At 67.8% G+C, this 13,589-nt stretch carries 17 protein-coding genes and 1 tRNA gene; 3 read left to right on the forward strand and 15 right to left on the reverse strand.

Going from position 1 to position 13,589, the window contains the following annotated elements:
• Positions 1-8 precede the first annotated feature (8 nt).
• The 7 genes from rplJ to F9K34_RS02550 form a co-directional block, all read right to left on the reverse strand.
• Positions 9-524 carry a 50S ribosomal protein L10 gene (gene rplJ / locus F9K34_RS02520; protein WP_291335074.1) on the reverse strand — a complete coding sequence of 172 codons (516 nt, stop codon included), beginning with the start codon at positions 522-524 and terminating at the stop codon, positions 9-11.
• Positions 525-763: 239 nt separating this feature from the next.
• Positions 764-1,462, reverse strand: a complete 699-nt coding sequence (gene rplA / locus F9K34_RS02525; protein WP_291335076.1) for a 50S ribosomal protein L1 — start codon at positions 1,460-1,462, stop codon at positions 764-766.
• Between the two features lie 3 nt (positions 1,463-1,465).
• A complete protein-coding gene (gene rplK, locus F9K34_RS02530; protein ID WP_291335078.1) occupies positions 1,466-1,918 on the reverse strand; it encodes a 50S ribosomal protein L11 in 453 nt (150 codons plus the stop codon).
• An 87-nt stretch (positions 1,919-2,005) separates the two neighbouring features.
• Complete coding sequence (nusG, locus tag F9K34_RS02535; RefSeq protein ID WP_291335080.1) at positions 2,006-2,539, reverse strand: transcription termination/antitermination protein NusG; 534 nt, start codon at positions 2,537-2,539, stop codon at positions 2,006-2,008.
• Positions 2,540-2,715: 176 nt separating this feature from the next.
• A complete protein-coding gene (gene secE, locus F9K34_RS02540) occupies positions 2,716-2,910 on the reverse strand; it encodes a preprotein translocase subunit SecE (protein WP_291335082.1) in 195 nt (64 codons plus the stop codon).
• 151 nt (positions 2,911-3,061) lie between these two features.
• Positions 3,062-3,835, reverse strand: a complete 774-nt coding sequence (locus F9K34_RS02545; protein WP_291335084.1) for a sulfite exporter TauE/SafE family protein — start codon at positions 3,833-3,835, stop codon at positions 3,062-3,064.
• Positions 3,836-3,974: 139 nt separating this feature from the next.
• On the reverse strand, positions 3,975-4,400 hold the full coding sequence (locus tag F9K34_RS02550) for an RrF2 family transcriptional regulator (RefSeq protein WP_291335086.1): 426 nt from the start codon (positions 4,398-4,400) through the stop codon (positions 3,975-3,977).
• Positions 4,401-4,541: 141 nt separating this feature from the next.
• On the opposite strand from F9K34_RS02550, the gene F9K34_RS02555 reads away from it, so the two are divergent.
• Positions 4,542-5,450, forward strand: coding sequence for a DMT family transporter (locus F9K34_RS02555; protein WP_291335088.1), 909 nt, complete (start codon positions 4,542-4,544; stop codon positions 5,448-5,450).
• A gap of 13 nt (positions 5,451-5,463) precedes the next feature.
• Here the strand turns inward: F9K34_RS02555 and F9K34_RS02560 are convergent.
• The 6 genes from F9K34_RS02560 to F9K34_RS02585 all read right to left on the reverse strand — a co-directional run bounded on the left by F9K34_RS02560 (position 5,464) and on the right by F9K34_RS02585 (position 9,307).
• Positions 5,464-5,539, reverse strand: a tRNA-Trp gene (locus F9K34_RS02560).
• A 38-nt stretch (positions 5,540-5,577) separates the two neighbouring features.
• A complete protein-coding gene (locus tag F9K34_RS02565; RefSeq protein ID WP_291335090.1) occupies positions 5,578-6,231 on the reverse strand; it encodes a CatB-related O-acetyltransferase in 654 nt (217 codons plus the stop codon).
• Positions 6,232-6,389: 158 nt separating this feature from the next.
• A complete protein-coding gene (locus tag F9K34_RS02570) occupies positions 6,390-7,958 on the reverse strand; it encodes a GMC family oxidoreductase (protein ID WP_291335092.1) in 1,569 nt (522 codons plus the stop codon).
• A 12-nt stretch (positions 7,959-7,970) separates the two neighbouring features.
• Complete coding sequence (locus tag F9K34_RS02575; protein WP_291335094.1) at positions 7,971-8,492, reverse strand: Twin-arginine translocation pathway signal; 522 nt, start codon at positions 8,490-8,492, stop codon at positions 7,971-7,973.
• Between the two features lie 33 nt (positions 8,493-8,525).
• The gene (locus F9K34_RS02580; RefSeq protein WP_291335096.1) at positions 8,526-8,921 is read right to left on the reverse strand and encodes a VOC family protein; all 396 of its coding nucleotides are present in this window, start codon (positions 8,919-8,921) and stop codon (positions 8,526-8,528) included.
• Between the two features lie 89 nt (positions 8,922-9,010).
• A complete protein-coding gene (locus tag F9K34_RS02585) occupies positions 9,011-9,307 on the reverse strand; it encodes a ribbon-helix-helix domain-containing protein (protein WP_291335098.1) in 297 nt (98 codons plus the stop codon).
• Positions 9,308-9,770: 463 nt separating this feature from the next.
• Here F9K34_RS02585 and F9K34_RS02590 point away from each other — a divergent pair, with 463 nt between their 5' ends.
• Entirely contained in the window at positions 9,771-10,022 is a 252-nt protein-coding gene (locus tag F9K34_RS02590) for a hypothetical protein (protein ID WP_291335100.1), read from the forward strand.
• Positions 10,023-10,106: 84 nt separating this feature from the next.
• Here F9K34_RS02590 and tuf read toward each other — a convergent pair whose 3' ends face one another.
• Positions 10,107-11,282, reverse strand: coding sequence for an elongation factor Tu (gene tuf, locus F9K34_RS02595; protein WP_291335051.1), 1,176 nt, complete (start codon positions 11,280-11,282; stop codon positions 10,107-10,109).
• 89 nt (positions 11,283-11,371) lie between these two features.
• The gene (locus F9K34_RS02600; RefSeq protein WP_291335102.1) at positions 11,372-12,010 is read right to left on the reverse strand and encodes a hypothetical protein; all 639 of its coding nucleotides are present in this window, start codon (positions 12,008-12,010) and stop codon (positions 11,372-11,374) included.
• A gap of 146 nt (positions 12,011-12,156) precedes the next feature.
• Here F9K34_RS02600 and F9K34_RS02605 point away from each other — a divergent pair, with 146 nt between their 5' ends.
• Entirely contained in the window at positions 12,157-13,518 is a 1,362-nt protein-coding gene (locus F9K34_RS02605; protein ID WP_291335104.1) for a cytochrome P450, read from the forward strand.
• Positions 13,519-13,589: the final 71 nt, after the last annotated feature.

Genomic DNA, 13,589 nt, shown 5'->3' on the forward strand with positions numbered 1-13,589 from the left:
GAAGTTGCTCACGCGGCTTCCCGCTCTTCCAGAGTCGAAAGGATGCCCGCGATGTTCGAAGCAGGTGCGCCAATGGCCCCGGCGATATTCGCCGCCGGCGCGCCGATGCAGGCCACGATCGAAGCGATGAGCTCCTCCCGCGACGGCATCGAGGCGACGGCTTTGACGCCGGCCGGGTCCAGAGCCGTGTTGCCCATGGCGCCGCCAAGGATCACGAACTTGTCGTTCTTCTTGGCATAGGCGTCCGCGATCTTCGCCGCAGCGACGGGATCCTCGGAATAGGTCAGCACGGTCATGCCCGTGAGAAGCTTGCCGATGCTTTCGCAGGGCTTGCCGTCAAGGGCGATCTTGGCGAGCCTGTTCTTGGCGACGCGGACGGACCCGCCGACGGAACGCATTTCCGCCCTGAGGTCCTGCATCTGAGCAACCGTCATGCCGTCGTAGCGGGCAACCACCACAACGCCAGAGCTTTCGAAGATCTGGCCGAGTTCCTCGACCACTTTCTCTTTCTGGGCTCTATCCACGGTTTCACTCCAAGTGTGGGGGTTTCCCCCCGGCTCAAGTTTGCCCCCGATGGGATCGGGGGTTCGGGTCCGGATGGTCCCGAGGCCAGGATCGCCCGAGGCCAGGCCCCGGATAGTCCAGTCTCGTTTCCCATCTCAGGAAGGATTTATGGAGTTACCTCCACCCTCCGTCTCGGACAGGACGGGGCGTTTCCGCCCCGCCATTCGCCGGGCAAGGTCGCCCGGCAAATCTCGTGCGCTCAGTGCGCCGTGGCCGACGTCAGATCGACGCTGACGCCCGGCCCCATGGTGGAGGAGAGCGACACCTTCTTCAGATAGGTGCCCTTCGCCCCCGAGGGCTTCGCGCGGCTCACCGCCTCGACGAAGGCGCGGATGTTCTGGGCGAGCTTCGCCTCGTCGAACGACACCTTGCCGACGCCGGCGTGGATGACGCCCGCCTTCTCGACCTTGAACTGGACCTCGCCGCCCTTCGCCGCATCGACGGCCGCCTTCACGTCCATCGTGACGGTGCCGACCTTCGGGTTCGGCATCAGGTTGCGGGGCCCGAGGATCTTGCCCAGGCGACCGACGAGCGGCATCATGTCCGGCGTCGCGATGCAGCGGTCGAACTCGATCTTGCCGCCCTGGATCGTTTCCATCAGGTCTTCGGCGCCGACGATGTCGGCCCCGGCAGCCTTGGCCTCGTCGGCCTTGGCGCCGCGGGCGAAGACGGCGACGCGGACGGTCTTGCCGGTGCCGTTCGGCAGCGTCACCACGCCGCGGACCATCTGGTCCGCGTGGCGCGGATCGACGCCGAGGTTCATTGCGATCTCGACGGTCTCGTCGAATTTCGCCGAGGCGGCGCCCTTGATGAGCTTGACGGCGTCCTCGACGGTCAGGTTCGACTTGCCGTCGAAGGCGGCGCGGGCCGCGGCGGTGCGTTTCGCGATCTTGGCCATGGCTTACCCCTTAACCTCGATGCCGCAGGACTTCGCCGAGCCGAGGATGATCTGCATCGCGGCCTCGATGTCGTTGGCCGAGAGGTCCTTCATCTTCGCTTCCGCGATCTGGCGCACCTGCGCGACGGTCACGGTGCCGGCGACCTCGCGGCCGGGCTTCGTGGACCCCTTCGGCCGGTTGCGCTTGCCCACCGGCTTCAGGCCGGCCGCCTTCTTCAGATAGAAGGAGGCGGGCGAGGTCTTCATCTCGAACGAGAAGGACTTGTCGGCGTAGTAGGTGATGACGACCGGGATCGGCGAACCCGGCTCCATCTCCTGCGTCTTGGCGTTGAACGCCTTGCAGAATTCCATGATGTTGATCCCGCGCTGACCCAGCGCCGGACCGATCGGCGGGGACGGGTTGGCTTGCCCCGCCTTCACCTGCAGCTTGAGGCTGCCCATTACCTTCTTGGCCATCTGGCCTGCTCCTTCGTCACTGGTGCCCGAAGGCACAGTTTAGTGGTCCGGCCCGCCGTTGCGGCGCGGCCTCCCACGGCTCCCACGTCAGGCGACTTTCTGCACCTGCGTGAACTCCAGTTCGACCGGCGTCGGCCGGCCGAAGATCGAGACCGTCACCTTCAGGCGGTTCGAATGTTCGTCCACTTCCTCGACCATCCCCGAGAAGCCGTCGAAGGGCCCGTCGGTGACCTTGACATGCTCGCCGATCTCGAACCGGATCAGGTTGCGGGGCTGGGCCTCGCCTTCCTCGACGCGGTTGAGGATCTGATTCACCTCCGCATCCCGCATCGGCATCGGCTTGCCCTGCGGTCCGAGGAAGCCCGTCACCCGGTTGATCGAGGTGATCAGGTGATAGCCCCGGTCGGTCATGTCCATGTGAACGAGCACATAGCCCGGCATGAAGCGCCGCTCGGACGTGACCTTCTTGCCGCGGCGGATCTCGATGACCTCCTCGGTCGGCACGAGAACCTCGTCGATCTCGTCCTGCAGGCCCTTTTCGGCGACGGAATGCCGGATCTGCTCGGCAACCTTCTTCTCGAAGTTCGAGAGAACGCTCACCGAATACCACCGCTTCGCCATCTGCCCCAGACCTCGCTCGCCCGGCCATAGTCCGCCGGAAAATCCTGTCATTCCAGTGGGTTTCCCCACACTCTCCCGAACAAAAACAGCGCGCATACCGAATCGTTGCGCGCCGGTCCCGGGAAAGTCCGCCTCAGTTACAAGCCTTCCCGTGCGATTTCAAGGCCGAATGGCCCTCAGCCGCCGATCCCGAGGATCGCGGTGAGCCCGGTCCGGATGAGGAGATCGATGAGGAAGAAGAAGATCGAGGTCAGCGCCGCCATGATGAAGACCATGATCGTGGTCGTCATCACTTCCTTGCGGGTCGGCCAGTGGACCTTGGCGGTCTCTGAGCGGACCTGCTGGAGGAACTGGAGGGGGTTGGTGGCCATGCGTCTCTGCCTCGGGCTTCTCATGCAACGGGTGGGAAATACGCCCATCGGCGGGCGAATTCAAGCGCCCCGCATCCGTCGGGTCCGCGCCGGTTTCGCGTCGGTTTTCCGTCCCGACATGCGTCAGTCACGGGCCGCCTGGTCGAGAGCGTCAGAGAAGCCGCCCCGTCTGGTAGACGGCGATGGCGCAGATGAGGACGCCGACCATCGCCATCAGCCGCCGGTGCGGGACGAGGCGGACGACGTAGCCCGCCATGGGCGCCGCGATCAGGCCGCCGACGACGAGTCCCGCTACCGCCGCGCCGTGGGCGCGCAGGCCCTCCGCCTCTTCCCAGTGGCCGGTCAGGAGCGCGGTCAGGAACGACAGCGACACCGCAGTCGTCAGGAAGAACTCGGCGGTGTTGACGGTGCCGATGGTCTGCCGCGGGGCGCCGCCGTTTCCGATCAGCCCGGTGGTGACCACGGGCCCCCAGCCGCCCCCGCCGACCGCGTCGGCAAATCCGCCGAACCCGCCGAGCCCGATGACCACGCCGCTGTGGTGGCTGTCGATGGGGGTCAGGCTGCGCCAGGCCCGGACCAGGATATAGATGCCCATCACCCCGAGATATGCGGCGACGTAGGGCTTCAGCACGTCTCCGTCGATCGAGGTGAGGACATAGGCCCCGGTCACTCCGCCGACGACGCCGGCCGGCACGAGCACGCGGAACAGCCGCCAGTCCACGTTCCGGTGCACCACATGCGACCCGGCCGAGGCCGCGGTGGTGAAGACCTCGGCCGCATGGACCGCCGCCGAGGCCGCGGCAGGCGGCACGCCGAAGGCGAGCAGCACCGAGGCGGACACGACCCCGTAGGCCATCCCGAGCGCGCCATCGACGATCTGGGCGAGAAACCCGACGACAAGAAAGAGTGCGAAACTGTCTTCCATGATGACCTCCCGGTGCTTCGAGAAGAAATCTACACCGATTTGGTAGGTAATCGACTCGATACTTAGTTTTCCTATGTGAAAAGTATGCATTAAGCCGCTGACACCGCCGGTGCTGCACAATTTCCCGGCATACTCGCGATCAGAGGAACGATGTCTTCCGCCCGCCGGCCGCCTCGGCGAGGCTGATTCCCTCCAGAAGCAGCGTGGTCGTGTCGCGGACGGCCAGAAGCGCCGGCCGGATTTCGCAGGATTCGACCGACTTGCAGTCCGGACAGGGCGCGTAGGCGTACTGGCTTGCACAGGGGGCGAGCGCCAGCGGGCCGTCGATGCAGCGCAGGACGGCGGCGAAGGAGATGCTCGCCGCCGGGCGCGACAGGGTGTAGCCGCCGCGCGGGCCGCGCCGGCCGACCACGAGCCCACCGGTCTTCAGCGCCGAGAGGACCTGTTCGAGGAACTTGCGCGGAATCCCCTCCGCCTCGGCGATTTCGGACGCCGTGGCGGACTCCTCGCATTTCGCAAGGAACAGCATGGCATGAAGCGCGTAACGGGCCTTGTTGGTCAGCATCCCGATTGACTAGCACCCACGCGGCGAAAGGCAAACGCCAATCCCGCGCGCCGCCGCCCGCGCCCTTCGTCCGGACCGGGCCTTGCCGTGGCGCACGGGGCGGCCTACCAAGCGGCGGAGTCCCTGGCGGGAGACCCGGCGATGCAACCGACGACACCCGACCGCGTCCGCACCCTGACCGGGGTCGCGCTGATGCTCGGCGCGATGGCGGTGCTGCCGTTCCTCGACGTGGTCGCCAAGCACCTCGGCCAGCGCGGGCTACCGGTGATGCAGGCGGTCTGGGCGCGGATGGCCTTCGGCGCGCTCCTGACGCTGCCCTTCGTCCTGCGGATCGGCGGCGCGGGGGCGCTCGTGCCGGACCGTCCGCTCTACCATCTCTTCCGCGCCGGCTTCCTGATCGCCGCCACCTTCTGCTTCTTCTGGTCGCTGAAGTTCCTGCCCATCGCCGATGCGCTGGCGATCTTCTTCGTGCAGCCGCTGATCGTCACCGCGCTATCGCCCGTGGTCCTTGGCGAACGTGTCGGTCCGCGCCGCTGGGCGGCGGTGGCGGCGGGGTTCCTCGGCACGCTCGTCATCATCCGGCCGGGGTTCCAGACCGTCAGTCCGGGGATGCTCCTGGCGCTCATGGCGGGGCTGTCGCTGGCGCTCTACATGCTGATGACGCGGCGGATCTCGGGGCAGAGCCACGCGATGGTGACGACCTTCCACACCAGCCTTCTCGGCGCGGCGATCGCGACGCTTGCGGTCTGGCCCGTCTGGCAAGCGCCGCAGCCGGTGGAATGGGGGCTGTTCCTGCTCCTTGGCGCCATCGCGACGGGCGGGCATTTCCTGATCGTGCGGGCCTACGACCATTGCGAGGCCTCGCTGCTTGCCCCCCTCGCCTATACCGAGATGATCATGGCGACCGTCGCCGGCTGGTGGTTCTTCGGCGACTTCCCCGACGGCTGGACCTTCTTCGGCGTCGGCATCCTGATCGCCAGCGCCGTCTACATCTCGGTGCGCGAACGCAAGGCGGGCGCGGAGACGCCGCGCGACTTCGAGCAACCCTGATCGGAAACCGGCCTGGCAGGGGCAGCAGGGCTCGAACCCGCGACCTACGGTTTTGGAGACCGTCGCTCTACCAGCTGAGCTATACCCCTGTGGCCGGCCTGTCACCTAAGCCAGCCGCCAGACGAAATCAAGCAGGCTTTTCGCGCGCGAGTGCGGCGATGTCGCGCGCGGCGAGGTGGGGGATCGCGGCGGCGAGGCGGTCATCGGGCCAGTCCCACCAGGCAAGGTCGAGGACTGTCTCGATCTCGGCCTCGGAAAAGCGGCTCCGGATCACCCTTGCCGGATCGCCGGCGACAACGGCATAGGCGGGCACCTCGCCCGACACCACGGCGCCGGCGCCGACGATCACGCCGGGCCCGAGCCGCGCGCCGGGCAGGATCAGCGCGCCGTGGCCGATCCAGCAGTCGGGGCCGATCTCGTTGTCGGGCAGGCCGGTGAAGCTGTCGCGGTAGAACGGCAGCGCCTCCGGATCGAAGACCGGGAAGGGATAGGTCGAGATTCCGTCCATCGGGTGATTGGCCGAGGCGGTGATGAACCGCGCGCCGTGGGCGATCTGGCAGAAGGCGCCGATGGTCAGGGTTTCCGGTGCGCCGGGATAGAGATAGGGCGCGAGCCGCGCCGCCCAGTCCGCGGGCGGGTCGAAGTCGTTGGCATAGGCGTTGCGCCCGATGCGCCAGTTCGGGTGGTCGATGGCGACCGCGAGGTTGACCATCTGGCGATGGGCGGTGCCGTCGGGAAAGACGAGAGGGTGACGCGCGGCGGCGTCGGGCAGGCGGGGCATGGGGCATCCTTTCTGGGTCGCGGGAAGTGCGGGTTCAGAAAAGGTGCATGTCCATCGTCGCCTTCATCGGGTGAGCGGCTTATGCCCGTCGCGCGGCCCGGTGTCAAAGGAAACGGCGCGCCGGCAGGACCGGCGCGCCGAGACCGTTGCGCGGAGGCTCAGAGATTGCCCGCCGCCATTTCGGAAGCGATGTGGTCGGCCTGGCGGATCGCCAGCGCCACGATCGTCAGCGTCGGGTTCTCTGCCGCGCCGGTGGTGAACTGGCTGCCGTCCGAGATGAAGAGGTTGGCGATGTCGTGGCTCTGGCCCCACTTGTTGCAGACGCCGTCCTCGGGCTTCTCCGACATCCGGTTGGTGCCGAGGTTGTGGGTCGAGGGATAGGGCGGCGTCGGGAAGGTGCGGGTCGCCCCCACCGCCCTGTAGATCGCCTCGCCCCGGCCGTAGGCGTGGTTGCGCATGGCGATGTCGTTCGGATGGTCCGAAAAGTTGACGTTCGCCACCGGCAGGCCCCACTGGTCCTTCGTCTCGGAGAGCGTGACGCGGTTCGTCGCCTGCGGCATGTCCTCGCCGACGATCCACATGCCGGCCATGTTCTCGTAGGCGTCGAGCGCGGTGGTGAAGCTGCGCCCCCAGCCGCCGGGGTTGAGGAAGGCCGCCATGAACGGGATGCCGAGCGCGAGCGTTTCAAGCTCGTAGCCGCCGACGAAGCCGCGCGACGGGTCGTGCCGCGCCTCGTCCTGGACGATGCCGGCCATGGTCGTGCCGCGCCACATCCGGACCGGCTTCTCGAAGACGGCATAGACCGAGCCGGTGGTGTGGCGCATGTAGTTGCGCCCGACCTGGTCGGAGGAGTTGGCGAGGCCGTTCGGGAACATCGACGAGGCCGAGTTCAGGAGCAGCCGGGGGCTTTCGAACGAGTTGCCGGCGACGCAGACGATGCGCGCCTTCTGCATCTGCAGGTTGCCGTCCTTGTCGAAATACTCGACGCCCGTCACCTTGCCGGCATCGTCGTGCAGGATGCGCGCGACATGGGCGCGCTCGCGCACCTCGAGGTTCCCAGTCGCCTCGCCGCGCGGGATGTCGGTATAGGCCGCCGACCACTTCGCCCCCCACTTGCAGCCCTGGAAGCAGAAGCCGGTCTGCTGGCAGGCCATGCGCCCGTCGTAGTCGGCCGAGTTGATCGCCATGCGGCCGGTGTGGACCTCCTTGTAGCCGAGCGCCTTGGCGCCCTTCTCGAAGACCTTGAAGTTGTTGTTGCCCGGCAGGCCGGCGCGGTCGCCGGTACGGGTGACGCCGAGCTTCGCCTCGGCCTTGTCGTACCAAGGCGCCATTTCCGCAGCGTCGATCGGCCAGTCGAGAAGGCTCGCGCCTTCGACCGCGCCATAGGTCGTGAGCGCCTTCCACTCGTGGTCCTGGAAGCGGATCGAGGCGCCGGCCCAGTGGGTCGTGGTGCCGCCGACGGCCTTCACGATCCAGGCGGGCAGGCCGGAGAAGTCCTTGGCGACCCGCCAGTCGCCGCTCGTCGTGCGTGGATCGACCCAGGCGAGTTGGCCGAAGCTTTCCCACTCGTCGTTGATGTAGTCCTCGGGCAGGTAGCGCCCGCCCGCCTCCAGCGCGACGACGCTGACGCCCTTCTGGGCAAGCTCGTTCGCAACGACCCCGCCGCCGGCGCCGGTCCCGATGACGACGACGACCGAGTCGTCGTTCAGATCGAATGGTGCTGTCATGGTCCCGCCCCCTCAGAGCCAGTTGATGTCGTCGAAGCCGCGGTCGATGTAACCGCCCTTGGAAAAGCTCTCGCCCTCGTAGCCGAAGATCGGCCAGACCTCCTTCTGGTTGTAGAGCCCGGTGACGAGCCCGCCGCGCACCGTCTGGAAGAAGGGCGTGTCCTCCATTGCCTGGAGAAGCTTCACGCGGTCCTCCTCCCAGCCCACCGAGACATAGTCGGCATGGCCCGCCGCCTGCGCCGCCGCGTCGAGCGCCGCCACGCCCTCGGCCACCATCGCCTTCCGGTCCTCGGCGTCGTAGCCCTTGACGGCGACGGCGTAGTACTGGTCGGCAATGCGGTCGTGCGGGTAGATGTCGCGCGCCATCTGGAGAAGCGTCGCCATCTCATGCTCGCTGATGACGCTCACCTCGAGCGCCCAGGCGCCGTTCGGGGCGGCGATGAAGCCGGCACCGATGACCGCGAGCGTCCCTGCCGCGACCGACCGCGCCAGAAGCGCGCGGCGTGTCAGGCCCTTCCGTTCTTTCGTTGTCATTCTCTCCTCCCTAGAGATCAAAAGGGCGGGCGCCTAAAGGAAACGCCCGCCGCGCTCGAGAACCTCGATCTGGTAGCCATCGGGGTCGGCGATGAAGAAGAACCGCGCCACGAGCGTGTCGCCGTTCCTGAAGTCCACGAGCTTGCGCGGGCCGAGGCCCGCGGCGGTCAGCCGCGCGTGCTCGGCGGTCACGTCCGCGACCGAGACGGCGAGGTGGCCGTAGCCGTCCCCGAGGTCGTAGGGCTCCGTGCGTCCCTTGTTGACCGTCAGTTCAAGCTCGAAGGTCGCTTCGGGGTTCGACAGGTAGATCAGCGTGAAGCTCTCGAAATCGAGCCGGTCGGCGATCTTGAGCCCGAAGGCGCGGGCATAGAAGTCCACCGATCGCGCTTCGTCGAGCACGCGGATCATCGAATGAATTGCCTTGGCCATGCGCCCTCCAAAATCACGCGATTTTGGTAAAGTTAGATGACCAATTCCGGCGGGTGGTAGTAACCCGATACTACAGCCGGATTTTCCGCCTATTCGGCGGCAATGCGCGCGGCGGGCTCGTCGCGGTCAAGCTCGCCCAGGTGGATGGTGCAGGCGCAACGGAGAAGCGAGGTGAAGTTCGGCGCCTCGCCCCTGAGTTCCAGCACCTCGGAGTGAAGCTTCGAGATGAAGGCGGGGGTCGACAACCCCTCGCGCGCGGCGATCTCGTCGAGAATGCGCCAGAAGGCGCGCTCCAGCCGGATCGAGGTGCTCTGGCCGTTGAGCCTGAGCCGGCGGGTCTGGGACTCGTAGCGGCCGGGCTCCTGGCCGGCAAAGATCTGGCACATGGTCCGCCCTCCCAAGCATGACTGTGCGGCGCGCGATTGTGGGCGGCTTCGCACGAATCGTCAACGAGGGCGCGACGGGTGGCTTTCCCGCCGCGCCGCGGGCGACCGCCCCCGGGGATCACGCCGCCGTGCCTGCGCGGTGTGCCTCGATCGCCGCGGCGTGAACTCGCGGCATCGTGACGGGGACCGGTGGGCGCCCGGATTGAAACACAGGCACCGGCGCCGCGATCCCGGCGGGCGCGAAATCACCCCTCTTGCCGCCCCGGCGTCACGCTTTCGGGAGCGGTTCTCACAGCGCGGTGACGATGATCACGAATGAAGCCCCGGCCGTCGCCCGGGCGTGATGTTACGGGAGAAAGACGTGCGTTCGGGCCGGCCGGACCCGCGGCTAGCGTGACCCCGTCGCAAGGTCGCGATCCGGGCGGGACGCCCGGCAACGCCAGTCAACGAAGGGAAACATTCCATGAAACGCACGCTTCTCGCCCTCGCCGCCGTCTCCGCGCTCGCCGGCTTCGGATCGGCCGCGCATGCCATGGCGGAATTCGACATGGTGCAGGACACGCTGAAGGCTTTCCTGATCGAGCTGCGCATCCCGAGCGAGGAGATGGACGGTCTTACGCTGGCCCAGATGCGCGAGATCATCGCCATCGTGGACTCCAAGGAAATGGGCGACGGCGCGCGGGCCCAGGTGCTGAAGATCATCGGCGAGAACTGAGCCCGAAGGCGCGGTCGTGCCGGAAAAGCGTGAGGCGGCCCGTCGGGGCCGCCTCATCTCCAGGGCCGATCCGCTTGGGCGGGCTTACTTCAGGATCTTCGAGACGACGCCGGCGCCGACGGTGCGGCCGCCCTCGCGGATGGCGAAGCGCAGCTTTTCCTCCATCGCGATCGGCGCGATGAGTTCCACCTCGAACTTCAGGTTGTCGCCCGGCATCACCATCTCGGTGCCCTCGGGAAGCTTCACCGTCCCGGTCACGTCCGTCGTGCGGAAGTAGAACTGCGGACGGTAGTTGGCGAAGAACGGCGTGTGCCGCCCGCCCTCCTCCTTCGTCAGGATATAGGCCTCCGCCTCGAAATGCGTGTGCGGCTTCACCGAGCCGGGCTTGCAGAGCACCTGGCCCCGCTCCACGCCGTCACGGTCGATCCCGCGCAGGAGCGCGCCGATGTTGTCGCCCGCCTCGCCCCGGTCGAGAAGCTTGCGGAACATCTCAACGCCGGTGCAGGTCGACTTCTGCGTCGCCCGGATGCCGACGATCTCGACCTCGTCGCCGACGTTGATCACGCCGCGCTCCACCCGGCCCGTCACCACCGTGCCGCGGCCCGAGATCGAGAACACGTCCTCGATCGGCATCAGGAACGGCTGGTCGATCGGGCGGTCCGGCGTCGGGATGTACTCGTCCACCGCGTCCATCAGCGCGCGGATCGACGACTCGCCGATCTCCGGACGCTCGCCGATCAGCGCCTGGTGCGCCGAGCCCTTGATGATCGGGATGTCGTCGCCGGGGAAGTCGTAGGACGACAGAAGCTCCCGCAGCTCCATCTCCACCAGCTCGATCAGCTCCTCGTCGTCGACAAGGTCGATCTTGTTCATGTACACGACCAGCGCCGGAACCCCCACCTGGCGCGCCAGGAGAATGTGCTCCCGCGTCTGCGGCATCGGGCCGTCCGAGGCCGCGCAGACGAGGATACCCCCATCCATCTGCGCCGCGCCCGTGATCATGTTCTTCACGTAGTCCGCGTGGCCGGGGCAGTCCACATGCGCGTAGTGACGCTTCGCCGTCTCGTATTCCACATGCGCCGTCGAGATCGTGATCCCCCGCGCCTTCTCCTCCGGCGCCGCGTCGATCTGGTCATACGCCTTGAACTCGCCGAAATACTTCGTGATCGCCGCCGTCAGCGTCGTCTTGCCGTGGTCAACGTGGCCGATCGTCCCCACGTTCACGTGCGGTTTCGTCCGTTCAAACTTTGCCTTTGCCATCTCGCGGGCGCCTCATGCTCTGGGGGGGCCGGAATGCCCCAAGTCTACGTCGCGCGCTGCCTATCGGCTGGAGGGACAAAAATCAAGCGTCAGTTGGCCGGTTCGGGCGCCGGCGCGGCCGCCGCCTGGGACGACGGTTTCATGGCCGCGACCTCGGCCCCGGACTGCCGCGGCAGCAACGCCCGCGCGGCCACGGCCTCGGGCGTGAACCAGGCCTTGTTCTCGACAAGCCAGGCGTTGATCTGGCGCGCGGCATTGGCGCTGAGCGTCGCCATCTGCTCTTCCCTGGTCTTGGTGAGGCCGGAGCCCACGACGGTATCGCCGGAGAGCCCCTCGAAGACGGTGAACTGCCTCGGCGCGGCGTTCACGGTGCGGCCGGCAGTGTCGTCCCAGACATTGACGGTGACGGCGAGCACCGATTTCGGGCTCAGCACGATCGGCACGCCGGGCACGGCGAGCGCATAGGCATCGACGCCGACGCCGATGTGGTAGAGCTTCTCACCCTGGTAGCGGGCGAACCTCTCGCCGATCGCCGTCTTCAGGGCGGCCTCCCATTCCTCGGCCGTGGCCTTGCGCGAAGGTCCGACGGCCTGGGCGTTCTTCGCCACGACGATGGTGTAGCCGAGCACGAAGTCGCCGAAATCCTCCGGCGGCGCGTTCGGGTCCTCCGCGGCGCAGGCGGCGAGCAGGCTCAGGGCAAGTGCGGCGACGAGGCGGGCAAGGCGCATGGGATCCCCCGGTTTGGGCGTCCCCTCGCCATAGACGAGCCGAGGCGCCGCGGCAATGGCGAGGGCCCCCGGCAGCGCGGCTTGGCGAGGGGCGGCCTTGGCGACGGGCGGCCGACCGCTATATTCGGGGAAAGACGGAGTGCGCGATGGACATGCCCGCCCCCTCTCTCCATCCGGTGCAGGTGCCGCTGGCAACGCGGCCGATGGGGGTCATGGACAGTTTCCGCACCGGACGACGGAACCTCCTCGAACTCATCCCCGAGATCGCAACGCGCCAGCCGATGGTCTCGGGGCGGACGGTGAAGCGCTGGCACATGGTGATGGACCCCGCCGCCAACCGCCGCATCCTGAAGGACCGGCTGGAGGACTATCCGAAGTCCGACGTGACGAAGATGATCCTGCGGCCGGCGATCGGCGACAGCCTGTTCATCGCCGAGGGGGCCCACTGGCACTGGCAGCGCCGCGCGGCGGCGCCGGCCTTCTCGGTCCGCAACGTGGAGGCGCTCGCCCCGGTGATGACCGCCGCGGCGGAGCGCGCGGCCGAGCGCGTCGCGGCACGGACCGGCCGCGCGGCGAACCTCTTCGACGAGATGGTCACCACGACCTTCGAGGTGATTTCCGACGTCACCTTCTCCGGCGGCAGGGCCTTCGACCGGGCGGCGGTGCATGGCGCGATCGACGCCTACATCGCCTCCACCGCGCGGATCTCGCTGCTCGACATCGTCGGCGCGCCCGCCTGGGTGCCGCGGCCGGGGCGGCTCCGCTCTGGCCCGGCGATGCGGTCGATGAAGGCGATGGCCGACACGGCGATCACCGAGCGTCGCATGGCGGGACATGCCGGCGTTCCCGATCTTCTCGACCTGCTTCTCGATGGCGAGGACCCGGAGACCCGGCGGCGGATGACAACGGCGGAACTCAGGGACAACCTCCTGACCTTCATCGTCGCGGGGCACGAGACGACGGCGCTGACGCTGGCCTGGGCGCTCTACCTCGTGGCCTTCGACCAGGGCGTGCAGGAGCGTGCCCGCGCCGAGGCGCGGGGCGTGCTCGGCACCCGCGCCGCCGCCGTTGCCGACCTGCCCGCCCTGCCCCATGTCCGCCGGATCGTGGACGAGACGCTGCGGCTCTATCCTCCCGCTGCCTTCCTTTCGCGTACGGCGCGCGCGCGCGACACGCTTTGCGGACGCGAGGTAAGGCCCGGCGACACGGTGATGCTGCCGATCTACGCGCTGCACCGCAACCACCTGCTCTGGCCCGATCCGCACCGCTTCGACCCCGACCGCTTCGCCGACGCGAAGGCCATCGACCGCTTCGCCTACCTGCCCTTCGGCGGCGGACCCCGCATCTGCATCGGCGCCTCCTTCGCGCTGCAGGAGGCGGTGATCGTGCTGGCGACGCTCCTCGCCCGGTTCCGCTTCACCTCCGTGCCGGGGCGGGAACCGCGGCCCGTCCTCATCCTCACGCTCAGGCCCGAGGGAGGCGTCTGGCTGAATGTCGCCGAGGCGTGACGCCGCGGGATTTTCCCCCTGACGGAGCGGACGCGCGCCCCTACGCTCGGCACCGTGGTTTCAGGTAAAGG

The sequence above is a fragment of the Albidovulum sp. genome (genome assembly GCF_008933605.1).
Taxonomy (GTDB): domain Bacteria; phylum Pseudomonadota; class Alphaproteobacteria; order Rhodobacterales; family Rhodobacteraceae; genus Albidovulum.